The organism is Pseudomonas sp. 22526, from assembly GCF_052044735.1.
Classification (GTDB): Bacteria; Pseudomonadota; Gammaproteobacteria; order Pseudomonadales; family Pseudomonadaceae; genus Aquipseudomonas; species Aquipseudomonas piscium.
Genome location: NZ_JBQENK010000009.1, coordinates 286,112 through 309,286 on the forward strand (window position 1 = coordinate 286,112; position 23,175 = coordinate 309,286).

Sequence of the window (23,175 nt, forward strand, 5' to 3'; positions counted from 1 at the left end):
GCCTTTATTGAAGTGCCGGAGCCCTGAATGACCCTCGAACGCGATGCCGCCGCCAATACCGCCAAGGTCCTGTCCGAAGCGCTGCCTTATATTCGCCGCTATGTCGGCAAGACCCTGGTGATCAAATACGGCGGCAACGCGATGGAAAGCGAGGAGCTGAAGACCGGCTTCGCCCGCGACATCGTGCTGATGAAGGCTGTCGGGATCAACCCGGTGGTGGTGCACGGCGGCGGCCCGCAAATCGGTGACCTGCTCAAGCGCCTGTCCATCGAAAGCCACTTCATCGATGGCATGCGCGTCACCGACGCGGCGACCATGGACGTGGTGGAGATGGTCCTCGGCGGCCAGGTGAACAAGGACATCGTCAACCTGATCAACCGTCATGGCGGCAGCGCCATCGGCCTGACCGGCAAGGACGCGGAGCTGATTCGCGCGAAGAAGCTCACCGTCACCCGCAAGACGCCGGAAATGACCACCCCGGAAATCATCGACATCGGCCACGTGGGCGAAGTGGTCGGCATCAACACCGACCTGCTGAACCTGCTGGTCAAAGGTGATTTCATCCCGGTGATCGCCCCGATCGGCGTCGGCGCCAACGGCGAGTCGTACAACATCAACGCCGACCTGGTGGCCGGCAAGGTGGCCGAGGCGCTGAAAGCCGAGAAGCTGATGCTGCTGACCAACATCGCCGGCCTGATGGACAAGTCGGGCAAGGTCCTCACTGGCCTGACTACCCAGCAGGTCGATGCCCTGATCGAAGACGGCACCATCTACGGCGGCATGCTGCCGAAGATTCGTTGCGCGCTGGAAGCGGTACAGGGTGGTGTGGGCAGCTCGTTGATCATCGACGGTCGCGTACCCAATGCGATTCTGCTGGAGATCTTCACCGATACCGGTGTCGGCACCCTGATCAGCAATCGCAAGCGTCCTTAAGCGCTGCAAATAAAAAGACCCCGCCTGGCCAAGCCAGGCGGGGTCTTTTTTATTGCGCCTTCTGTAGGAACGGAGCTTGCCCGCGATAGCGGTGTAACCTGATGCACCGCTATCGCGGGCAAGCCTCGCTCCTACAAAACAGGGTCAGACGCCGAATTGCGCGCGGTAGGCTTCCACCGCCGGCAGATGCTGCTTGAGCGCCGGGTCGTCCGCCAGGAACTGCAGGACCTGGGTCAGGGAAACAATGCTCACCACCGGAATGCCGAAGTCGCGCTCGACTTCCTGGATCGCCGACAACTCACCGTTGCCGCGCTCCTGACGGTTCAGGGCGATCAACACGCCCGCCGCCTTGGCACCTTCCTGGGATTCGATGATCTGCATCACTTCGCGAATCGCCGTACCCGCGGTGATCACGTCGTCGATGATCAGCACATCGCCAGTCAATGGCGCGCCCACCAGGCTGCCGCCTTCGCCGTGAGCCTTGGCTTCCTTGCGGTTGAAGCACCATGGCAGATCGCGCTGATGATGCTCGGCCAGGGCCACGGCCGTCGCCGCCGCCAAAGGAATACCTTTGTACGCAGGGCCGAAAAGCACGTCGAAGGGAATGCCGCTGTCGACGATCGCCGCGGCATAAAAACGCCCCAGCTGCGCCAGGGCCGAACCGCTGTTGAACAGGCCGGCATTGAAGAAGTAAGGACTGGTACGCCCGGACTTCAGGGTGAACTCACCGAAGCGCAAAACCCCGCGATCGATGGCAAAACGAATGAAATCGCGCTGATACGCCTGCATGAAAAAGCCCCAAATACCACGGATTTAGCTAATTAGGTAGACCTCGGGTATCATACACGCACGTGATTTTTGGGGCCATTTATGCGGATCATCAGTGTGAACGTCAATGGTATTCAGGCTGCAGTGGAGCGAGGTTTGCTCAGTTGGCTGCAAGCACAGAATGCCGACGTCATCTGCCTGCAGGACACCCGCGCCTCCGCCTTTGAACTGGACGACCCAGCCTTCCAACTGGATGGCTACTTCCTTTATGCCTGCGATGCCGAAGTTCCCGCCCAAGGCGGTGTGGCTTTGTATTCGCGGTTGCAACCGAAGGCTGTCATCAGCGGTCTCGGCTTCGAGACGGCCGACCGCTACGGGCGCTACCTGCAAGCCGATTTCGACAAGGTCAGCATCGCGACCTTGCTGCTTCCTTCCGGGCAGAACGGCGATGAAGACTTGAACCAGAAGTTCAAGCTTATGGACGACTTCGCCCGTTACCTGGATAAACAGCGGCGCAAACGTCGCGAGTACATTTATTGTGGCTCGCTGTACGTGGCGCAACAGAAGCTGGATATCAAGAACTGGCGTGACAGCCAGCAATCTCCGGGTTTTCTGGCGCCTGAGCGTGCCTGGATGGACGAGATTGTCGGCAACATGGGTTATGTCGACGCCCTGCGCGAAGTCAGCCGCGAAGGCGATCAATACAGCTGGTGGCCGGACAATGAACAGGCCGAGATGCTCAACCTGGGCTGGCGCTTCGACTATCAGCTGCTGACCCCGGGTCTGCGTCGCTTCGTGCGCAGCGCACGCCTGCCACGCCAGCCGCGCTTCTCGCAGCACGCGCCGCTGATCGTGGACTACGACTGGACGCTGACTATCTAAGCGTCTTTTCGCAGCCACAAAAAAGCCGACATCGCTGTCGGCTTTTTTGTGGGCGCTCGTCCTACTTGATCAATCGCCAGGTGAACGGGTAGCGGTACGCCACCCCTTCATTGGCCTTGACCCCGGCGATGATGGTCAGCACCAGGGCGCCGATCGCCAGCAGACCGAAGAGCAGGAAACCCACCAGCACCACCATCAGCAGGAAGCAGACCAGCGAGGCAAGGGCCACGGTGATCTGAAAGTTCAGCGCTTCCTTGCCCTGGGCATCGATGAACGGATCCGTCTCGCGCTTCATCTGCCAGAGCACCAGCGGGCCGATCAGGGTGCCGAACGGAATCCAGATGCCCAGCAAGGCCGACAGGTGACAGAACATCGCCCACTGACGCACCTCATGGCTCGGGACAGGTTGCGGAAGCTGGTCGTCGTTCATGCTGCTCTCCTTGCTGAAAGCTACCGGGCAATCAGTCAGCCAGGGCTGCCTGTTGCAATTCAAAGATCTCGCTCATGCCTTTCTTGGCCAGCGCCAGCATGGCGTTCAGCTCTTCCGGCTGGAATGGCGCGCCTTCGGCAGTGCCCTGGACTTCGATGAAACCGCCGGTGCTGGTCATGACCACGTTGAGGTCGGTCTCAGCCGCCGAGTCTTCCAGGTAATCCAGATCCAGCACCGGCTCACCCTGGTACATGCCCACGGACACCGCCGCGATCATTTGCTTGATCGGGTCGCCACCCTTCAGGCCGCCACGCTTCTTGATCACTTTCAGCGCATCCACCAGGGCCACCATGGCACCGGTGATCGACGCGGTACGGGTACCGCCATCGGCCTGGATCACATCGCAGTCGACATACAGGGTGACATCGCCCAGCTTGGTCATGTCCAGCGCGGCGCGCAGGGAACGGCCGATCAGACGCTGGATCTCCAGGGTGCGACCGCCTTGCTTGCCGCGACTGGCTTCACGCTGGTTACGCTCGCCAGTGGCACGCGGCAGCATGCCGTATTCGGCGGTCAACCAACCCTGGCCCTGACCCTTGAGGAAGCGGGGCACGCCGTTCTCGACGCTGACCGTGCAGATCACTTTGGTATCACCGAACTCGACCAGTACAGATCCCTCGGCGTGTTTGGTGTAGTTGCGGGTGATGCGGATCGAGCGGAGCTGATCGGCAGCGCGACCACTTGGACGTTTCATAGGGAAATACCTGTACGGGGACGGAAAACTGCCGATCATTATAGAGCCCGCGGCCTTGCCTGGGCAGTTCTAAAAACCCCGGCCCGTCGGCGACACCTCTGGAACGGCCCTCCGGTCGCCCCGCAGCGCTTTGTCACACCCGCAGTTTGGGAGCATCCGCTGCACTGCGCTACAATCCTGCGCCTTCGCAGCCTGTCGGCTTCAATTCATTCATATCGGGCCCGTGCAACCCTCCGCGGTTGGTGGCGGACCTGTATCGGAGGTATCTCCATGGTGCACAGCATGACCGCCTTCGCCCGGGTAGAACGGGCCGGCACTCAGGGCACCCTGAGTTGGGAACTGCGCTCGGTCAACAGCCGTTACCTGGAACCGCACCTGCGCTTGCCGGAATCCTTTCGCGATCTGGAAGGCGCAGTCCGTGAGGCCCTGCGCCAGGGTCTGTCGCGCGGCAAGCTCGAATGCACCTTGCGCTTCACCGAAGAAACCACCGGCAAACCACTGCAGGTCGACCGCGAGCGCGCCGCGCAACTGGTGGCGGCAGCCGAGTCCGTTGCCAGCCTGATCAAGCAGCCGGCGGCGCTGAACCCACTGGAAGTGCTGGCCTGGCCCGGCGTCCTGGTGGCCGATGCCAGCGACCCACAGGCACTGAACAACGAAGCCCTGAGCCTGTTCAACCAGGGGCTGAAAGAGCTGAAGAGCGGCCGCGAGCGCGAAGGCGCGGAGCTGGCCCGACTGATCAACGAACGCCTGACCTCTATCGAGGAAGACGTCGTGACCCTGCGCGAACTGGTTCCGCAGATGCTCGCCACCCAGCGCCAGAAAGTGCTCGACCGCTTCGCCGACATGCAGGCCGAACTGGACCCGACGCGCCTGGAACAGGAAATGGTGCTGCTCGCCCAGAAGAGCGACGTCGCCGAAGAACTGGACCGCCTGAGCACCCACATCATCGAAGTGCGCCGCGTCCTCAAGTCCGGCGGCGCCGCCGGCCGGCGCCTGGATTTCCTGATGCAGGAACTCAACCGCGAAGCCAACACACTGGGCTCCAAGGCCTTCGACCCGCGCAGTACCCAAGCTGCGGTCAACCTCAAGGTGTTGATCGAGCAGATGCGCGAACAAGTACAGAATATTGAGTAAGGCTACCCAGACATGAACCACAGCACCGGCACCCTCTACATCATTTCCGCCCCCTCGGGCGCGGGCAAGACCAGCCTGGTCAAGGCCTTGATCGACGCCGACCCGTCGATCCGCGTTTCCGTTTCCCACACCACCCGCGCCATGCGCCCGGGCGAAGTGGACGGCGTGAACTACCACTTCGTCTCGCGTGAAACGTTCGTGAAGATGGGCGAACACGGCGACTTCCTCGAGCGTGCCGAAGTCTTCGGCAATCTCTATGGCACCTCTCAAAGCCACTTGCAACAGACCCTGGACGAAGGTCACGACCTGATCCTGGAGATCGACTGGCAAGGTGCCGAGCAGGTGCGCAAGCTGATGCCCCAGGCTCGTTCGATCTTCATCCTGCCGCCGTCCCAGCAGGCCTTGCGCCAGCGCCTGACCAACCGCGGCCAGGACAGCGACGAGATCATCGAAGGCCGGATGCGCGAAGCCGTCAGCGAGATGAGCCACTACGTCGACTACGACTACCTGATCATCAACGACGATTTCGCCCATGCGCTGGACGATCTGAAGGCGATTTTCCGCACCAACCAGCTGCAGCAGAAGCGCCAGCAACAGCGTTTCGGCAAATTGCTCGCCGAATTGCTGGGCTGATATAGCACTTCCCAAAACCGCTGCAAGGGCTTTACATTGGCACTTGTAGCGCGTCGGAAAGCTTGGTTAAAAAATCAGCGCTTCCCTAATCGCTGGTGATTTTTTAAACTGTTGAGTCCGCTCGCCCATCCGGGCAGCACGCATATTGCATTTGCTACGAGGAAGACCATGGCCCGCGTAACCGTTGAAGACTGTCTAGAACACGTGGATAACCGCTTTGAGCTGGTCATGCTCTCTACCAAGCGTGCCCGTCAACTGGCAACCGGCGGCAAAGAGCCGAAAGTAGCATGGGAAAACGACAAGCCTACCGTCGTCGCCCTGCGCGAAATCGCTGAAGGCCTGATCGACTACGCAGCTATCGCCGAAGCCGAAATCGTTGAAGATGAACCGCTTTTTGCTGCTTTCGAGGACGAGTCCAACGAGGCCGTCTAAGCCTATGCCTGGTCGACGTAGCACGGCGCGGGATCACAGCTTACGGCAGGAGTCATCATGCCGAGCATAGACGCCCTCGCCGATCGCTTATCGACCTATCTCGGCACGGACCAGGTCAATCTGGTCCGCCGAGCGTATTTCTACGCCGAACAAGCCCATGACGGTCAGCGCCGTCGCAGCGGCGAGGCGTACGTCACGCACCCATTAGCGGTCGCAAACATTCTCGCCGACATGCATATGGACCATCAGAGCCTGATGGCGGCCATGCTGCATGACGTGATCGAAGACACCGGCATCGCCAAAGAAGCGCTTTGCGCGCAGTTCGGTGAAACCGTGGCCGAACTGGTCGACGGGGTCAGCAAACTGACCCAGATGAACTTCGAGACCAAGGCCGAAGCCCAAGCGGAAAACTTCCAGAAGATGGCCATGGCCATGGCGCGCGACATCCGCGTGATCCTGGTCAAGCTGGCCGACCGCCTGCACAACATGCGCACCCTGGAAGTGCTGTCCGGCGAAAAACGCCGGCGGATCGCCAAGGAAACCCTGGAGATCTACGCGCCCATCGCCAACCGCCTGGGCATGCACAGCATCCGCATCGAGTTCGAAGACCTCGGGTTCAAGGCCATGCATCCGATGCGTTCCGCGCGGATCTACCAGGCGGTCAAGCGCGCCCGGGGCAACCGCAAGGAAATCGTCAACAAGATCGAAGAGTCCCTGAGCCACTGCCTGGCCATCGACGGCATCCAGGGCGAAGTCAGCGGACGCCAGAAGCACCTGTACGGCATCTACAAGAAGATGCGCGGCAAACGCCGGGCCTTCAACGAGATCATGGACGTCTACGCGTTCCGGATCATCGTCGACAAGGTCGATACCTGCTACCGCGTGCTCGGCGCCGTACACAATCTGTACAAGCCGCTGCCGGGTCGCTTCAAGGATTACATCGCGATTCCCAAGGCCAACGGCTACCAGTCGCTGCATACGACGCTGTTCGGCATGCACGGCGTTCCGATCGAGATCCAGATCCGCACCCGCGAAATGGAAGAGATGGCCAACAACGGCATCGCCGCCCACTGGCTGTACAAGTCCAGCGGTGACGAGCAGCCGAAGGGCACCCATGCCCGGGCTCGTCAGTGGGTCAAGGGCGTGCTGGAGATGCAGCAACGCGCCGGCAACTCCCTGGAGTTCATCGAGAGCGTGAAGATCGACCTGTTCCCGGACGAGGTCTACGTGTTCACGCCGAAAGGCCGGATCATGGAGCTGCCCAAAGGCTCCACGGCGGTCGACTTCGCCTACGCGGTGCACACCGACGTCGGCAACAGCTGCATCGCCTGTCGTATCAATCGCCGCCTGGCGCCGCTGTCCGAACCGCTGCAAAGTGGCTCCACCGTGGAAATCGTCAGCGCCCCGGGCGCGCGCCCCAACCCGGCCTGGCTCAACTTCGTGGTCACCGGCAAGGCCCGCACTCACATCCGCCACGCCCTGAAACTGCAACGCCGTTCCGAGTCCATCAGCCTGGGCGAACGCCTGCTGAACAAGGTGCTCAACGGCTTCGACAGCGCGCTGGAAAAGATCCCCGCCGAACGCGTGCAAGCGATGCTCACCGAGTATCGCCTGGAGCTGATCGAAGACCTGCTGGAAGACATCGGCCTGGGCAATCGCATGGCTTATGTGGTCGCCCGCCGCCTGCTCGGCGAAGGCGAACAGCTGCCAAGCCCGGAAGGTCCGCTGGCCATTCGCGGCACCGAAGGCCTGGTCCTGAGCTACGCCAAGTGCTGCACGCCGATCCCGGGCGACCCGATTGTCGGCCACCTGTCCGCGGGCAAAGGGATGGTGGTGCACCTGGACAACTGCCGCAACATCAGCGAAATCCGCCACAACCCGGAAAAATGCATCCAGCTTTCGTGGGCCAAGGATGTCACCGGCGAATTCAACGTCGAACTGCGCGTCGAACTGGAACACCAGCGTGGCCTGATTGCTCTGCTGGCCAGCAGCGTCAACGCGGCCGACGGCAATATCGAGAAAATCAGCATGGACGAACGGGATGGTCGCATCAGCGTGGTCCAACTGGTGGTCAGCGTGCACGACCGCGTGCACCTGGCCCGCGTGATCAAGAAACTGCGCGCCCTGACCGGGGTCATTCGCATCACTCGCATGCGTGCATAGCTCGCTATATAGCCCGCCCATTACAAGGAGTCATTCATGACCAAGACCGTTATCACCAGCGACAAGGCACCCGCCGCGATCGGCACCTACTCCCAGGCGATCAAGGCAGGCAACACCGTCTACATGTCCGGCCAGATCCCGCTCGACCCAAAGACCATGGAACTGGTGGAAGGCTTCGAAGCCCAGACCGTCCAGGTCTTCGAGAACCTCAAGTCCGTGGCCGAGGCCGCCGGTGGTTCGTTCAAGGACATCGTCAAGCTCAACATCTTCCTCACCGACCTGAGCCACTTCGCCAAGGTCAACGAGATCATGGGCAAGTACTTCCAGCAGCCTTACCCTGCCCGCGCCGCCATCGGCGTTGCCGCCCTGCCAAAAGGCGCGCAGGTTGAAATGGATGCCATCCTGGTCATCGAGTAACACGTCCGGCGCGGCTACCCAGGCCGCGCCGTCTTCGTTCTGAAAGGATTTCCTCATGCGCAAAGCGCTAGCCCTCTCGTTGTGCGCCCTGTTCCTCGGTGGCTGTGCCAGCGATCCCGCCGACCGTGACATCAGTGGCACCTGGATCAATCAGGTCGCCATCGACGCCGCCGCCAAAGGCGGACCTCTGCGCGAAGCCCTGCAAAGCTACGGCCCGAACCTGGAATGGGACGTCAACACCAAGGCCAGTCAGGCGCGCTACACCAACGGCTTCGAAAACGTCGAAGGCAAGGTGCTGGCTGAAGAGTCCGGCTCCTGGAAAATCGATTTCTACGGCAGCTCCGCCAGCACATTGAGCCGCGACGGCAAACAGCTGCTGCAAGAAGCCAACGACAACGAGCCGGAACAGGTTTTCGATCGTCCCAAGGAGCCAGCACCGGAAGGCGCGCCACTGGGCGCCAACTTCGAGCGCGCGCTCTACTCGGCTTACCTGGGCGGCGAATGGAAAATCGTCAACGGCCCGGGCGAAGGCGGCACCGTGCTGTTCCAGTCCAACGGCCAGGTCATGGGCCTGCCGGGCGCCGATCGCTACGCACTCTGCCTCGCCGGCGACTGCGCATCGATGAGCGGCGGCTACGACAACCTGTGGCTGCAGCTCAACGGCCAGGGCAACCCCTGGATCTTCGCGCGCAGCGGCAAGCAACTGGAGATCTTCCAGACCATCAACGCCTCCCGGGCGGACGAAGTACCGTCCCTTTCCCCCGGTACGCGCCAGTGGCTACTGGAAAAACAGTGATCCCCGCCTCCCTGTAGGAGCGAGCTTGCTCGCGNNNCTCGCTCCTACAGTTTCAGCCTTCGATAATCTCCGCATAACCCTCGCGAAAACTCGGATAACGCGGCTCCCAGCCCAGGGCCTTGGCGCGGGCATTGCTGCAGCGCTTGCTGCCGGAGCGCCGCACACTCGAATTCTCCGCCCACTCGGTCACGCCCAGGTACTCCCGTAGCCAGTCCACCACCTCGGCCAAAGGCGCTGGCGCGTCGTCGACACCGATGTAGCAGTCCTCAAGCAGCACGCCGCGCCGATCGGCCTGCAACAGGAAAGCCAACAGCCCCGCCGCATCGTCGGCATGGATGCGGTTGCCATACAGTGGCGGATCGATGGCCACGCGATACCCCTGGCGCACCTGACTCAACAGCCATTCCCGCCCCGGGCCGTAAATCCCGGTCAAGCGCACCAGGCTGGCTGGAATGCCACTCTGCAAGGCCACTTGCTCGGCCTCGAGCATCAGCCGCCCGGAATAGCCGTCGGCCTGCGCGGGCGAAGTTTCGTCGATCCACTCGCCATCTTTCTGCCCATAGACGCTGCTGCTGGAAACGAACAACAGGCGCTTCGGCAACTGCCCGTTCTGCTTGAGCCAGCCCAGGACGTGAGTCAGCCCCTCGACATAGGCCGCGCGGTAGCCTGCCTCGTCATGCTCGGTGGCGGCCGCGCTGTACACCAGGTAATCCAGCGGTGTGGTGGGCCAGGCTGCCGGGCACTGCTCACTGAAAAGATCGCCCGTCACGCCGATCACCCCTTCCGGCAATTGCGAAACCCTGCGCCGCAGGCCGTAGACCTGCCAGCTTTCAGCCAGCAGTTGCTTCGCCAGACGGCTGCCGACATCACCGCAGCCAGCGATCAGAACAGAAGGGGCGGACATCAGAAAACTCCTATCAGAAAGGCACAGACTAGCGTCGGCAATGGACGAGCGGCTAGCAATCAAAGAAAAAAAGATACTCTATTACTTCTGTTAACAAGAATTAGTTGCAATAATGACGGCCCATTTGTTCTCGGCCCTGCGAGGCCTAGAAGGACACTTACCCTTTTCCCTCTCAGGTCCGGCCAGCATGACACGCAATCAACTCCCCGCTTCGCCAACCCAACGCCCAAGCCCGCTGCGCGTCATGAGCGCGGCCGCAGCGTTGCTGTTCAGCCTGCTGCTGGCACCGACCGCGGCCTTCGCCGATGAACAGGCCTCGACTGGCGCCTCGACCCCTGCGGCGGCCCACGCGCCAACCGATGCCGCGGCACCGGTAGCCACTCCAGTCGCTGCGGTACCGGCACCCGAAGGCGAACCGGCCGAAGACGCGCCTGAAGTCCTCGAAGCGGACAACACCCTGGGCATGGCCCACGACCTGTCCCCTTGGGGCATGTACCAGAACGCCGACATTATCGTGAAGCTGGTGATGATCGGCCTGGCCATCGCCTCGATCATCACCTGGACCATCTGGATCGCCAAAGGCTTCGAGCTGATGGGTGCCAAGCGTCGCCTGCGCGGTGAAATCCTCAGCCTGAAAAAGGCCACCACCCTCAAGGAAGCCAGCGTCACCGCTGCCAAAGAAGGCACCCTGGCCAATCTGCTGGTCCACGACGCCCTGGAAGAAATGCGCCTGTCGGCCAACAGCCGCGAGAAAGAAGGCATCAAGGAACGCGTCAGCTTCCGCCTCGAGCGCCTGGTAGCCGCCTGCGGCCGCAACATGAGCAGCGGCACCGGCGTCCTCGCCACCATCGGTTCCACCGCGCCCTTCGTCGGCCTGTTCGGTACCGTGTGGGGCATCATGAACAGCTTCATCGGCATCGCCAAAACCCAGACCACCAACCTCGCCGTCGTTGCCCCCGGCATCGCCGAAGCCCTGCTGGCCACCGCCCTGGGTCTGGTCGCGGCCATCCCTGCGGTGGTCATCTACAACGTCTTCGCCCGTTCCATCGCCGGCTACAAGGCCCAGGTCTCCGACGCTTCCGCGGAAGTCCTGCTGCTGGTCAGCCGTGATCTCGATCACCTGCCGACCGCCGAGCGCTCTGCGCAACCTCATGTGGCCAAAGTAGGGTAATCAACCATGGGCCTGCATTTGAAAGAAGGCGCGGAAGACGATCTCGCCGAAAACCACGAAATCAACGTCACGCCGTTCATCGACGTGATGCTGGTGCTGCTGATCATCTTCATGGTCGCGGCGCCGCTGGCCACCGTGGACATCAAGGTCGACCTCCCGGCCTCGACGGCCAAACCGGCGCCACGCCCCGAGAAACCGGTGTTTCTCAGCGTCAAGGCCGACCAACGCCTGTACCTCGGCGACGACGAAGTGAAAGCCGAAGCCCTCGGCGCCACCCTCGACGCCAAGACCCAGGGCAAAAAAGACACGACGATCTTCTTCCAGGCCGACAAAGGCGTGGATTACGGCGACCTGATGAGCGTGATGGATGCCCTGCGGGCCGCCGGATACCTGAAGGTCGGCCTGGTCGGACTTGAGACGGCTACCAAGAAATGATCACGACGCGCCAAAAACTGACGCGTTACAGCGGTAGCCTGGCCATCGTACTGGGGGTCCATGCGGTCGCGATCCTGCTCGCGCTCAACTGGAGCTCCCCCATGCCGGTCGAGCTGCCACCCCAGGCGATGATGGTCGAGCTGGCGCCGCTTCCGGCACCGCCTCCTCCCGCACCGCCCAAGGTCGTGACGCCACCGCAGCCGCCGGCTCCGGTTGAAGAGTTGCCGCTGCCCAAACTCGCGGAAGCGCCGAAGCCGACGATTTCCGTGCCCAAGCCGGTCAAACCCAAACCCAAGCCTCAACCGCCCAAGCCGGTGGAGAAAAAGCCGGAACCACCGAAGGAAAAGCCGAGCGAAGAGAAGCCTAGCGACGCTCCGCCGACACCAACCTCCGCGCCCTCCTCGGCACCTGCTCCGGGTCCGTCGCCGGCCCAGGTCGCCGCCAAGGAAAGCTGGCAAGGCACGCTGCTGGCGCACCTGGCCAAGTATAAGAAGTACCCGCCGGGCGCTCAGGCACGCGGCAAGGAAGGCCTGAACCGGCTGCGCTTCGTGGTCGACGCTCAAGGCAACGTGCTGTCCTATGAACTGGTAGGACGCTCGGGCAACGCCGATCTGGACCGGGCCACCCTGGAAATGATCCGCCGCGCCCAGCCGCTGCCCAAGCCCCCGGCGGACATGCTCAACAACGGCTCGATCGAGATCGTCGCGCCCTTCGTTTACTCCCTGGAGAAACGTCGGCGCTGAGCATGACGCACAGGCGATCCCCAGCAAAAAGGCACCCAAAGGTGCCTTTTTGCTTTTGCGGGCATGATCAGCATGCATTGTCCGGTGTCACAGCAAGCACTCTGTCTGATAACGTGCGTCTATCGATTGCAGCCGGTATGCTTGGCCCGCAACCTCATGGACGTCCGCTATGACTCTTACTGAATTACGCTACATCGTTACCCTCGCCCAAGAGCAGCACTTCGGCCACGCGGCCGAGCGTTGCCATGTCAGCCAGCCGACCCTGTCGGTGGGCGTGAAGAAGCTTGAAGACGAACTCGGTGTGCTGATTTTCGAGCGCAGCAAGAGTGCGGTACGTCTGACGCCGGTCGGCGAAGGCATTGTCGCCCAGGCGCAAAAGGTCCTCGAACAGGCCCAGGGCATTCGCGAGCTGGCCCAGGCTGGCAAGAACCAGCTGACCGCGCCGCTGAAAGTCGGCGCGATCTACACCGTCGGCCCGTACCTGTTCCCGCACCTGATCCCGCAACTGCACCGGGTCGCCCCGCAGATGCCGTTGTACATCGAAGAGAACTTCACCCACGTGCTGCGCGACAAGCTGCGCAACGGCGAACTGGACGCGATCATCATCGCCCTGCCGTTCAACGAAGCCGACGTGCTGACCCTGCCGCTGTACGACGAACCCTTCTACGTGCTGATGCCAAGCACCCACCCCTGGACCCAGAAAGAGAGCATCGACGCCAACCTGCTCAACGACAAGAGCCTGTTGCTGCTGGGCGAAGGCCACTGTTTCCGCGACCAGGTACTCGAGGCCTGCCCGACCCTGGCCAAAGGCAACGACGGCGCCAAGCACACCACGGTGGAATCCAGCTCCCTGGAAACCATTCGCCACATGGTCGCTTCCGGCCTTGGCGTCTCGATCCTGCCGCTCTCGGCGGTGGACAGCCACCACTACGCCCCGGGCGTGATCGAAGTGCGGCCGCTGACCGCGCCCGTGCCGTTCCGCACCGTGGCGATCGCCTGGCGCGCCAGCTTCCCGCGGCCGAAAGCCATCGAGATCCTCGCCGACTCGATCCGCCTGTGTTCGGTGGCCAAGCCGCCTGCCGCGAGCTAAGTCGTCGCGATGACTGAGCTGTCGAACGTGCCGGTCACGGCACTCAAGGGCGTCGGCGAAGCCATGGCCGAAAAGCTGGCCAAGGTCGGCCTGGAGAACCTGCAGGACGTGCTGTTCCACCTGCCCCTGCGTTATCAGGACCGTACCCGCGTGGTGCCGATCGGCGCGCTGCGCCCCGGGCAGGACGCGGTGATCGAAGGCACCGTCAGCGGCGCCGACGTGGTGATGGGCAAGCGCCGCAGCCTGCTGGTGCGCCTGCAGGACGGCACCGGCGGGCTCAGCCTGCGCTTCTACCATTTCAGCAACGCGCAGAAGGAAGGCCTCAAGCGCGGCACCCGCGTGCGCTGTTATGGCGAAGCGCGCCCCGGCGCCTCGGGGCTGGAAATCTACCACCCGGAATACCGCGCCATCAGCGGCGATGAACCGCCGCCCGTGGACCAGACCCTGACCCCCATCTACCCGCTCACCGAAGGCCTGACCCAGCAGCGCCTGCGCATGCTGTGCCAGCAGAGCCTGGCCCTGCTCGGCCCGCGCAGCCTGCCGGACTGGCTGCCGCAAGAGCTGGCCCGGGACTACCAGCTGGCGCCGCTGGACGATGCGATCCGCTACCTGCACCACCCGCCGGCCGACGCCGATGTCGACGAGCTGGCCCTGGGTCACCATTGGGCACAGCATCGCCTGGCGTTCGAGGAACTGCTGACCCATCAGCTGTCCCAGCAGCGCCTGCGCGAAAGCCTGCGCTCGCAACTCGCCCCAGCGCTGCCCAAGGCCACCCGGCTGCCGGCGCAGTACCTGAAGAACCTCGGCTTTCCACCCACCGGCGCGCAGCAGCGGGTCGGCAACGAAATCGCCTACGACCTCAGCCAGCCCGAGCCGATGCTGCGGCTGATCCAGGGCGACGTGGGGGCCGGCAAGACCGTGGTCGCCGCCCTCGCCGCCCTGCAGGCGCTGGAGGCCGGCTATCAGGTGGCGCTGATGGCGCCGACCGAGATCCTCGCCGAGCAGCACTTCATCACCTTCAAGCGCTGGCTCGAGCCACTGGGGCTGGAAGTCGCCTGGCTGGCCGGCAAGCTCAAGGGCAAGAACCGCACAGCGGCCCTGGAACAGATCGCCGCCGGCGCGCCAATGGTGGTCGGCACCCACGCGCTGTTCCAGGACGAAGTGCAGTTCAAGAACCTGGCGCTGGTGATCATCGACGAACAACACCGCTTCGGCGTGCAACAGCGCCTGGCTCTGCGCCAGAAAGGCGTGGGCGGGCGCCTGTGCCCGCACCAGCTGATCATGACCGCCACACCGATCCCGCGGACCCTGGCCATGAGCGCCTACGCCGACCTGGACACCTCGATCCTCGACGAGCTGCCCCCTGGCCGTACGCCGGTGAACACCGTGCTAGTGACCGACTCGCGAAGGGTCGAAGTCATCGAGCGGGTGCGCGCCGCCTGCGCCGAAGGGCGCCAGGCCTATTGGGTGTGCACGCTGATCGAGGAATCCGAAGAGCTGACCTGCCAGGCCGCGGAAACCACTTACGAAGACCTGAGCAGCGCCCTGGGCGAACTGCGGGTCGGCCTGATCCACGGGCGCATGAAGCCGGCGGAAAAGGCCGAGGTCATGGGCCAATTCAAGGCCGGTGAGCTGCAGCTGCTGGTGGCCACCACCGTGATCGAGGTTGGTGTCGATGTGCCCAACGCCAGCCTGATGATCATCGAGAACCCCGAGCGCCTGGGCCTGGCCCAGTTGCACCAGCTACGCGGTCGCGTTGGTCGGGGCAGCGCCGCCAGCCATTGCGTCATGCTCTACCATCCTCCCTTGTCGCAGATCGGCCGCCAGCGCCTGGGCATCATGCGCGAAACCAACGACGGTTTTGTCATCGCTGAAAAGGACCTGGAACTGCGCGGCCCCGGCGAGATGCTCGGCACCCGCCAGACCGGCCTGCTGCAATTCAAGGTCGCCGACCTGATGCGCGATGCCGACCTGCTGCCGGCCGTGCGCGATGCCGCCCAGGCCTTGCTGGAGCGCTGGCCGCATCATGTCAGCCCGCTGCTGGAACGCTGGCTGCGCCACGGGCAGCAATACGGCCAAGTGTGAGCAGTGTCTCAGTTAAGGGGCGAATGCCCCGATCAAGCTGGTTATACTCCTGAAATTGTTTGAAAACGGATACAGACCATGACAGAAGTTGCCCTCGCCACCGCAGCCCCGCACGCTCCGTCTGTAATCCGGCTGCTGCTCGGCAAACTGAACATCGGCTTCACGGAAGTCCTCGATCACCCGGGTCTGCCAGCCGCGCGCAAGGTACAGGCCGTCCTGCTGGACGACGCCGTCGGTGCGCTGATGGTGCTGTTCCCGCAGAGCCAGTTGCTGGACCTCAATCGCCTCGCCGAACTGACCGGCCGCCGCCTGACCGCCGTCTCCACGGAGCGCCTGGAGCGCATGCTCGGCAAACACAACCTGAGCCTGCTGCCCGGCCTGCCGGCGCTCACCAGCTCGCCCTGCCTGTATGAAGAAAGCCTGCTGCGCGAGCCGCTTCTGCTGATCAACTCCGGCGAACCGGGCCTGCTGCTGGAAATCACCAGCGACGCCTTCAAGAGCATGCTGAGCAAGGCCAGCGCCGGCAACTTCGGCGAAGCCCTGAGCAGCATCCGCCCGAACCTCGACCGCCCGGACGACGACCGCGAGGAAATCACCCAGGCCATGCAGGCCTTCACCGCACGGCGCATCCAGCAACGCCTGGAAGCGACCATCGAGATTCCGCCGCTGGCCGAAACCGCGCAGAAGATCATCAAGCTGCGGGTCGACCCCAACGCCACCATCGACGACATCACCGGCGTGGTGGAAACCGACCCGGCCCTGGCCGCGCAAGTGGTGAGCTGGGCGGCTTCGCCCTACTACGCCTCGCCGGGCAAGATCCGCTCGGTGGAAGACGCGATCGTCCGCGTGCTGGGCTTCGATCTGGTGATCAACCTGGCGTTGGGCCTGGCCCTGGGCAAGACCCTGAGCCTGCCCAAGGACCATCCGCAACACAGCACGCCGTACTGGCAGCAGTCGATCTACACCGCCGCCGTCATCGAAGGCCTGACCCGCGCCATGCCGCGCGCCCAGCGCCCGGAATCCGGCCTGACCTATCTCGCCGGCCTGCTGCACAACTTCGGCTACCTGCTGCTGGCCCACGTCTTCCCGCCGCACTTCTCGCTGATCTGCCGTCACCTGGAGGTCAACCCGCACCTGTGCCACAGCTACGTGGAACAGCACCTGCTGGGCATCAGCCGCGAGCAGATCGGCGCCTGGCTGATGCGCTACTGGGATATGCCGGACGAGTTGTCCACCGCCCTGCGCTTCCAGCACGACCCGAGCTACGACAGCGCCTACGCCGAATACCCGAACCTGGTGTGCCTGGCCGTGCGCCTGCTGCGCAGCCGCGGCATCGGCTCCGGCCCCGTCGAAGACATCCCTGACGCCCTGCTCGAACGTCTCGGCCTGTCCCGCGACAAAGCCGAAGACGTGGTCAGCAAAGTCCTGGAAGCCGAAGTGCTGCTGCGCGAACTGGCCTCGCAGTTCAGCCAGCACTGACACCCAGAAAAAAGCCCCGCTCCCGTAGGAGCGAGGCTTGCCCGCGATCATCTTCCGGCTGATATACAGCTCGCCCTCAAGCCTTCGGCTTGGCCTTCTTCGGTTTCAGGTACTTGGTCAGTCCCTGGAACCAGATCACCAGCGCCGGGTTGCCCTTGATCTGGATCGACTTGTCCTGAATCCCGGTCATAAAGGCCAATTGCTTGTTCTTCGCCTGCATCGTGGCAAAACCATAGGCGGCGTCTTTAAAGGCAATGGCGAACGCCGGCTCGGGATACACACCCGACTTGCTGGTAATCCGCTGGTCCTTCACCCGGAAATGCCGCGCCACCTTGCCATCCAGCGTCTGCAGCTGGAACACCAGCTCCTTGTCACCCAACTGCTGCTGGAACGCAGGATTGGTCCGACTGGCCTTGCCCATCAACAGCCCCAGCATCCACAGAAGAAAACGAAATTTCATGCGCAAAGCCCCAAAGGAAAAATGAACGGCTGGCGCAGTGTAGCGGCTTCGGAGGGGAACGCCACAGTTATGCAGCGTTAAGGGAAGATGAACGCGTTATTGAGGATTATGACCGCCAAGTCACGCTCGTTTACGAGCAGCCTTTATAAGTCGTCACGAAGAGACCTGCTCATAACCCTGTGAATCCTGAAACCTGATCCAGCCTCATCCACTCCTGGGCCAGGCAATAGCCAGCACTCCAGACAACAGGCTCAAGGCGAGCAGCACTTTGGCAACCAGGAACGCAACGTCGACAGAATCGGAAATGCCCCCACTGCCGCTTGCCCCACTAGCAATGCCAGCCAGCCCGAGCAAAGCGCTGAGTGTCGAGATGGCAAGCAGCAAGATCGCCAGTACCGTGAATATCTTATGCATTGTGCGGCTCCTTGATCGGGACAGCCCATAGGTCGCGTTTTGATGCTTCGCATAGGCTCGTTGAAGCTATTTTTTCGGGATACTTCTCGTTGTGGGGTTTCTCTTAATAATCGTCATCGCGTCCGGTTGGTTTCCAGTTGATGTCTTTATCGGCGTGATAGCCCTGAATAGGATGCGCTGGAAGTGGGTAGTCTTTGGCCAAATTAGGAAGCCGGAGATCAGGATCTTTATATAGCCGACTAGAGATATCACTGTAAGCACGTGCTATTTTTTCATTTTTCACATAACCAAAGTCACCATCCCTGAAAGTATTTTCAATTAATAAAGAGCCTTTTTCCAAACCTAGAGCCGCAGCGCTTTGATAATAATGCATGGCAACAGGATAGTTCCTATCAACTATCTTGTAGTATGCTGCCAGCTCGTAATTCGCGCTTGCATCGTTTTGATCTGCAGCACAGCGTAGATAGGAAACCCCTAGATCTCTTTTCTTGGCCTCATAAATATAGATATTTCCCAGCCTGACTTGAGCTATCGGGCTACCTACATCTCCCGCCTTGAGTAAATATATTACTGATTGCCTATCAGACTGCACCACACCGATGCCTCTTTTGGTCATTACACTCATATCGTAATAACCCAACGGCACCTGTAGCTTGACCATTTCCAGATACAGATCAATAGCTTTATTCGTATCCTTGACTACCCCGTCACCGCGTAAATATAGCTCTGCAAGGTTGTGCATCGCTTTCCAATGGTTCTTTTCTACAGCCTGCTGATACAGGCTGGCCACTTTGCTCCAGTCAGCCGGGCGTTTTTTGCTAAGCACCCGAGCTTGCTTGAACCATTGGTCTGCTTGCTGATCCAGAGGCGGAGCAGTGTCTTTTTCATGAACACACTTGAAATCGTATGCCATGGAAAAACCGCTGCTGCCCAATAGCACAACAGCCAGCAGTGCTTTAATAGTCGTCATCACGTCCGGTCGGCTTCCAGTTGATGTCTTTGTCTGCGTGATAGCCCTGTACAGGATTCGGTGGTAGTGGATAGTCTTTGGCTAGATTTGGAAAACGTAAATCTGGATTCTTGGCGAGTTCTCTGGATATTTTGTAATAGGCATCTTCTGTCTTTTTATCTTTCTGATAGGAGAACTCTCCATCTTTAAACACTCGCTCTATTGCCATAGCTCCTTTACGCTCACCCAAAGCAGCCGCTTGTTGGTAATAGTGCATTGCCACAGGATAGTTTTTATCTACAATTTCATAATACTCAGCCAATTCGTAATTTGCGCTTGCATCGTTTTGATGCGCAGCGCAGCGTAAATAAGAAACACCTAGATCTCTCTTTTTTAGATCATAGATATAAATATTTCCCAGTCTAACCTGGGCTAATGGACTACCTATATCCCCCGCTTTTAGCAAATACATCATTGCGTCTTTCTCAGACCGCACAACTCCAACACCTCTCTGAGTCATTACACTCATATCATAATAACCTAGCGGAACTTCAAGTTTGACCATATCTAGGTATAAATCAATAGCTTTATTTGTATCTTTGGGTACACCATCCCCACGCAGATACAATTCAGCAAGATTATGCATGGCTTTCCAATGGTTTTTTTCGACAGCCTGTTGATAGAGCTGCGCTACTTTAGGCCAATCAGGCAAACGTTCTTTACTTATAGAACGAGCCTGTTTAAACCACTGATCTGCCTGTTGATCCAGAGGTGGAGCAGTGTCTTTTTCATGAGCACATTTGAAATCATAAGCCATGGCAACGCCCCCAAAAAGAAAGGTAAAAAATACAATTATTAAATTAATCAACAGCTGTCGCATAAGGCGTCACCAAGTCCCAGAACCTAACTAAATTTCCTTTAAGTGGTAAATTTTCCTTCTGGTTTTTCCAGTTCTTATTTACCACCTGTTCCCAGGCTTCAAAGTCATCCTGAATATTATCGATTAAAAAAGGGGTCTTCTTACTAATACCCATCCCCGAATGCATCCCCCACAACCGCTCCCGCCAGGTCCGGGTGGTTTGCGGGCTTGGCATGGCGATATTCAGTTCGGAGTCGGAATTCAGGCTGCGTTCGTTGATGTTGGCGGAGCCCAGGGTGAAGAACAGGTCGTCCACCAGCAGCAGCTTGCTGTGTACATAGATGGACTTGTACTGCGCCATGCCTTGTTCCGGGCCGAGGTGTTCGGTGATATCGCGTTCGGTCTGGCGTTGCTCACGCGTCTTGGCAGTAGCGGGTTCGCCGCCGTCCTTGCAACTGACCAGGGTCGCGACAATGATTTTCAGCCCCTTGGGCGGCAGCAGTTCCGGCTCCAGTTCGCGAGCCGCGGCCTGGTTGTAGTGTTTGTTGGGGTCCATGGCCAGGAGTTCATCGGCGCGACTTGGGTCGATGCCCTGCTCATGCATTTGCGTCTGCACCTTGGCCAGTTCCTGATCGCGTGTCGGCGATTCGTCGCGGGCCTTCAGTTCGCGCTGGCGGTAGGCAAGCTGGCGTTGATCGTAGAGCAGGTCGCGGTGGGCCAGGGGCATCAGTTCGCCCTGGCCAAGGGTGTCGAGCATCTCGTAGGTGGAACTGGAAAAATGCCCGCTCTCCGGATTGTTGGTGACCACGAACAGGTGCAGATCCTGTTGTTTGCCGGCAGCGACATAGTCGGCGGCAACTTTCTTCAGGCGTTCGGCCAGCGGTTTGTAGCGGAAGTACTGGTTCTCGATATAGGCGTACTGATGCACATTGCCCAGGGCCTTTTCATATACCTCGAGAATGGTTTTTTCCGGGCCTTCTTCCGGTTGAGTCCGGCAAATCTGCGCGGGCTCTCCACCATCACAAATCAGGCTCAGCGGTTTGACCGACGACCGCTCGTGATTCAGGGTGCCCTTGAAGACACGGCGTATCCAACTGCTGCTCTTGTCCCAGGCATTGCAGAAGTTGTGATTGAGATCGAACAGCACCGGCCCACGTACGAATAGGGAAAGGTCCTGCCAGGGGCCGAAGCCCAGGTCGCGCTTGCCGGCTGCATCGTCGTAGGCGTGGGCGGTGGTGTCCCAGTAGTTGCGCTGCAGGTTGTGGCCCATCACAAGACCTTCTGCCTTTTGCGGGTCCATGTAGTCGACCACCAGGGTTTTCTGGTGATGACTGGGAAACAGGCTCAGGGCCAGCATCTGCATGAAGGACACATCGTGAGACTCGTCCTTGAGCAGTCGCCACAGGATGGCAAGGCGTCCCCAGTGCATCCGCAGTCCATTTTGATCGTCGTAGGTCAACTGTCCTATGAACTCGAAATCCCGTGTACGAAACTCGATATTGCGGGCTTCGCGGCTGTGTACCCAGCGATACCAATCGCGGGTCTCGACCTGTTCGTTCGGGGCTTGAACCGTCCCTCCCGAATCACGGCCCTTGGTGTAGCCGCTGTTCAGGGCATCCAGGCTTTGCTGGATGTCGATCAGACGGTCGCGCGTGGCTCGTCGGCCGGCCTCGTCGTTTGCCGGAAGTTTTTCCAGGCGTGCCTGCTCCTGCTGCTGTTTTTCCAGGAGCTTTTTCCGTTTTTCACCCAGGGCGCTGGTGTCAGCCGGCTTGCCCGCGGTCATTCCGGAACCCATCGATGTTCCGCCGGCGCCGCTCCAGCCCTCGCCGATAACCGAGTTTTCACCGAGCTGGGCCAGTCGGTTGTTCCAGATCAGTATCCGTACCTCGACACCACTATCGGCCTTCTGCCTGAGCAGTTTTCCCAGACTGGGGCTGTCGGTCGAGGCCCGGTCGAGACGCAATCCCGGGTCGAAGCCCCAACTGATGAGGTCGATGCTTTTCGTAGCTGCCTGGATGCATTCATAGACCTTCTTGAAGGCTTCCTCGCCACACACCAGCGGCGTCACCACGTTGCCTGCCGGACGTGGCGGGCTTAGCGGATTGTTCTTATGGGCGAACCAATCCGAAGTCAGGGTTGCGGCGCTTTCTTCAAGCGAGATCGACAGTTTCTGATCGAGGTATGTCATGGAGTGCTTCCTTTACTCTTTCTGCTCGCTTTGATCCGCCCACAATTGGCGGAACGCCTCACTGCTGCTCAACGCCTCCAGAGAGGCAGCCGCGCCCGGGAAGTCGCGGTATCCCTCACGCCCCAGGCGTTCACTGCGTTGGCGCGTCTGTTCGGTCGAGGTTTCGCTCATGTCCAGATTGAAGCGGTGTCCGTTCACCGTTTCCACCGAGTAGTTGCGAGTACCGGGAATATGCTGGAAAAGCACATTGCCCTTCTCATCGCTGAAGCCTTTGTCGATAAGTGCGCCATCGGCGTAGAGCTGATAGGGCTCATCCGGATACCCCGGCATGTTGGGCAACGGGGAAATGCGGATGCACAGCTGACCCGGCACGGTTTCTTTCGCCGGGTTGGCCAACGCCTCCTCCATCAGGCTGCCAGCCTTGTCCGCATCGGCGGCCCCCGGCAGGCCCGGCATCAGAATGCCGATCCCAGTGCCACTCCCCGCCGAGCCCCCCGCATTGATCTTCACCACCGGCCCCACCACCGTGACGCCGCCGGCATCGAGTTTGATAAAACTCCCCCCGGCCTTGATCGTCAGTTCGCTGCCGGCTTCGATGACCATCTTGGCCCCGGCCTTGAGGTGGATTTCCTGGCCGGCTTTGGTCAGTTGCGCGGTGCCGAGTTTGATGTGCTGGTTTTCGCCCACGGTCAGGTGGTCGTCGACGCGGGTTTCGGTCTTGCGGTCGGCGTGGGTGATGCGGTGTTCTTCGGCCTTGAGTTCGGTGTAGGTGTTCTTTTCCACGGTGTCATGGCGTTCGTGGCCGATGCGGATTTTCTGGTCGTGCTCGATGTTCTCGTCCCAGTCGCGCTGGGCGTGGATGAAGATCTGTTCGGCGCCTTTTTTGTCTTCGATGCGCAGTTCGTTGTAGCCCGCGCCGCCCGGTGAGCTCATGGACTTGAACACCGTGCGGGTCTTGTTCGCCGGCAGGGCGTAAGGCACCGGGTGTTCCTTGTGGTACAGGCAGCCGGTGATCAGCGGTTGATCCGGGTCGCCTTCGAGGAAGGTCACCAGCAC

General features: G+C 60.8%; 24 protein-coding genes. 14 read left to right on the forward strand and 10 right to left on the reverse strand.

What is annotated here, in order from left to right:
- Positions 1-27 precede the first annotated feature (27 nt).
- Positions 28-933: an acetylglutamate kinase gene (argB, locus tag ACTJKT_RS16345; protein ID WP_007921120.1), complete on the forward strand. Its 906-nt coding sequence runs from the start codon at positions 28-30 to the stop codon at positions 931-933.
- Between the two features lie 144 nt (positions 934-1,077).
- On the opposite strand, the gene pyrE is transcribed toward argB, so the two are convergent.
- Positions 1,078-1,722, reverse strand: a complete 645-nt coding sequence (gene pyrE / locus ACTJKT_RS16350; RefSeq protein WP_009051565.1) for an orotate phosphoribosyltransferase — start codon at positions 1,720-1,722, stop codon at positions 1,078-1,080.
- 81 nt (positions 1,723-1,803) lie between these two features.
- Here pyrE and ACTJKT_RS16355 point away from each other — a divergent pair, with 81 nt between their 5' ends.
- The gene (locus ACTJKT_RS16355) at positions 1,804-2,583 is read left to right on the forward strand and encodes an exodeoxyribonuclease III (protein ID WP_003176915.1); all 780 of its coding nucleotides are present in this window, start codon (positions 1,804-1,806) and stop codon (positions 2,581-2,583) included.
- 61 nt (positions 2,584-2,644) lie between these two features.
- Here ACTJKT_RS16355 and ACTJKT_RS16360 read toward each other — a convergent pair whose 3' ends face one another.
- Both ACTJKT_RS16360 and rph read right to left on the reverse strand, forming a co-directional pair.
- Entirely contained in the window at positions 2,645-3,013 is a 369-nt protein-coding gene (locus tag ACTJKT_RS16360) for a DUF4870 domain-containing protein (RefSeq protein WP_007921123.1), read from the reverse strand.
- Between the two features lie 31 nt (positions 3,014-3,044).
- Positions 3,045-3,767 carry a ribonuclease PH gene (gene rph, locus ACTJKT_RS16365; protein WP_007921124.1) on the reverse strand — a complete coding sequence of 241 codons (723 nt, stop codon included), beginning with the start codon at positions 3,765-3,767 and terminating at the stop codon, positions 3,045-3,047.
- 270 nt (positions 3,768-4,037) lie between these two features.
- On the opposite strand from rph, the gene ACTJKT_RS16370 reads away from it, so the two are divergent.
- From ACTJKT_RS16370 to ACTJKT_RS16395, 6 genes are all read left to right on the forward strand, one after another.
- Complete coding sequence (locus tag ACTJKT_RS16370) at positions 4,038-4,901, forward strand: YicC/YloC family endoribonuclease (protein WP_007921125.1); 864 nt, start codon at positions 4,038-4,040, stop codon at positions 4,899-4,901.
- A gap of 12 nt (positions 4,902-4,913) precedes the next feature.
- Positions 4,914-5,534 carry a guanylate kinase gene (gene gmk / locus ACTJKT_RS16375; protein ID WP_102676138.1) on the forward strand — a complete coding sequence of 207 codons (621 nt, stop codon included), beginning with the start codon at positions 4,914-4,916 and terminating at the stop codon, positions 5,532-5,534.
- A 168-nt stretch (positions 5,535-5,702) separates the two neighbouring features.
- Entirely contained in the window at positions 5,703-5,966 is a 264-nt protein-coding gene (rpoZ, locus tag ACTJKT_RS16380; protein WP_007921129.1) for a DNA-directed RNA polymerase subunit omega, read from the forward strand.
- 57 nt (positions 5,967-6,023) lie between these two features.
- Positions 6,024-8,129 carry a bifunctional GTP diphosphokinase/guanosine-3',5'-bis pyrophosphate 3'-pyrophosphohydrolase gene (gene spoT / locus ACTJKT_RS16385; RefSeq protein ID WP_025807013.1) on the forward strand — a complete coding sequence of 702 codons (2,106 nt, stop codon included), beginning with the start codon at positions 6,024-6,026 and terminating at the stop codon, positions 8,127-8,129.
- 36 nt (positions 8,130-8,165) lie between these two features.
- A complete protein-coding gene (locus tag ACTJKT_RS16390; RefSeq protein WP_007921133.1) occupies positions 8,166-8,546 on the forward strand; it encodes a RidA family protein in 381 nt (126 codons plus the stop codon).
- Between the two features lie 55 nt (positions 8,547-8,601).
- Positions 8,602-9,342: a hypothetical protein gene (locus tag ACTJKT_RS16395; protein ID WP_440787791.1), complete on the forward strand. Its 741-nt coding sequence runs from the start codon at positions 8,602-8,604 to the stop codon at positions 9,340-9,342.
- A 52-nt stretch (positions 9,343-9,394) separates the two neighbouring features.
- On the opposite strand, the gene ACTJKT_RS16400 is transcribed toward ACTJKT_RS16395, so the two are convergent.
- Positions 9,395-10,246, reverse strand: coding sequence for an SDR family oxidoreductase (locus ACTJKT_RS16400; protein ID WP_440787792.1), 852 nt, complete (start codon positions 10,244-10,246; stop codon positions 9,395-9,397).
- 187 nt (positions 10,247-10,433) lie between these two features.
- Between ACTJKT_RS16400 and exbB the strand changes: the two genes are divergently transcribed.
- The 6 genes from exbB (at position 10,434) to ACTJKT_RS16430 (ending at position 17,249) form a co-directional block, all read left to right on the forward strand.
- A complete protein-coding gene (gene exbB / locus ACTJKT_RS16405; protein ID WP_440787793.1) occupies positions 10,434-11,417 on the forward strand; it encodes a tonB-system energizer ExbB in 984 nt (327 codons plus the stop codon).
- 6 nt (positions 11,418-11,423) lie between these two features.
- Positions 11,424-11,852 carry a TonB system transport protein ExbD gene (gene exbD, locus ACTJKT_RS16410; RefSeq protein ID WP_007921142.1) on the forward strand — a complete coding sequence of 143 codons (429 nt, stop codon included), beginning with the start codon at positions 11,424-11,426 and terminating at the stop codon, positions 11,850-11,852.
- On the forward strand, positions 11,849-12,595 hold the full coding sequence (locus ACTJKT_RS16415) for an energy transducer TonB family protein (protein ID WP_440787794.1): 747 nt from the start codon (positions 11,849-11,851) through the stop codon (positions 12,593-12,595). Before exbD ends, ACTJKT_RS16415 begins: the two co-directional genes overlap by 4 nt.
- Positions 12,596-12,764: 169 nt before the next feature.
- Complete coding sequence (locus ACTJKT_RS16420; RefSeq protein ID WP_025807009.1) at positions 12,765-13,685, forward strand: hydrogen peroxide-inducible genes activator; 921 nt, start codon at positions 12,765-12,767, stop codon at positions 13,683-13,685.
- Between the two features lie 9 nt (positions 13,686-13,694).
- Positions 13,695-15,770: an ATP-dependent DNA helicase RecG gene (gene recG, locus ACTJKT_RS16425; RefSeq protein WP_025807008.1), complete on the forward strand. Its 2,076-nt coding sequence runs from the start codon at positions 13,695-13,697 to the stop codon at positions 15,768-15,770.
- 78 nt (positions 15,771-15,848) lie between these two features.
- Entirely contained in the window at positions 15,849-17,249 is a 1,401-nt protein-coding gene (locus ACTJKT_RS16430; protein ID WP_440787795.1) for an aminoacyl-tRNA deacylase and HDOD domain-containing protein, read from the forward strand.
- 76 nt (positions 17,250-17,325) lie between these two features.
- Here ACTJKT_RS16430 and ACTJKT_RS16435 read toward each other — a convergent pair whose 3' ends face one another.
- The 6 genes from ACTJKT_RS16435 to ACTJKT_RS16460 all read right to left on the reverse strand — a co-directional run.
- The gene (locus tag ACTJKT_RS16435; protein WP_025807007.1) at positions 17,326-17,709 is read right to left on the reverse strand and encodes a hypothetical protein; all 384 of its coding nucleotides are present in this window, start codon (positions 17,707-17,709) and stop codon (positions 17,326-17,328) included.
- Positions 17,710-17,913: 204 nt separating this feature from the next.
- Complete coding sequence (locus ACTJKT_RS16440; RefSeq protein WP_440787796.1) at positions 17,914-18,123, reverse strand: hypothetical protein; 210 nt, start codon at positions 18,121-18,123, stop codon at positions 17,914-17,916.
- A 103-nt stretch (positions 18,124-18,226) separates the two neighbouring features.
- Positions 18,227-19,093 (reverse strand): tetratricopeptide repeat protein, encoded by an 867-nt coding sequence (locus tag ACTJKT_RS16445; RefSeq protein ID WP_440787805.1) that lies wholly within the window; start codon positions 19,091-19,093, stop codon positions 18,227-18,229.
- Complete coding sequence (locus tag ACTJKT_RS16450; protein ID WP_440787797.1) at positions 19,080-19,952, reverse strand: tetratricopeptide repeat protein; 873 nt, start codon at positions 19,950-19,952, stop codon at positions 19,080-19,082. The genes ACTJKT_RS16445 and ACTJKT_RS16450 overlap by 14 nt, the downstream gene beginning before the upstream one ends.
- Positions 19,933-22,119 carry a phospholipase D-like domain-containing protein gene (locus tag ACTJKT_RS16455; RefSeq protein ID WP_440787798.1) on the reverse strand — a complete coding sequence of 729 codons (2,187 nt, stop codon included), beginning with the start codon at positions 22,117-22,119 and terminating at the stop codon, positions 19,933-19,935. The genes ACTJKT_RS16450 and ACTJKT_RS16455 overlap by 20 nt, the downstream gene beginning before the upstream one ends.
- Positions 22,120-22,131: 12 nt before the next feature.
- The coding region (locus tag ACTJKT_RS16460) for a bacteriophage T4 gp5 trimerisation domain-containing protein (RefSeq protein WP_440787799.1) at positions 22,132-23,175 on the reverse strand (1,044 nt) is incomplete at its 5' end.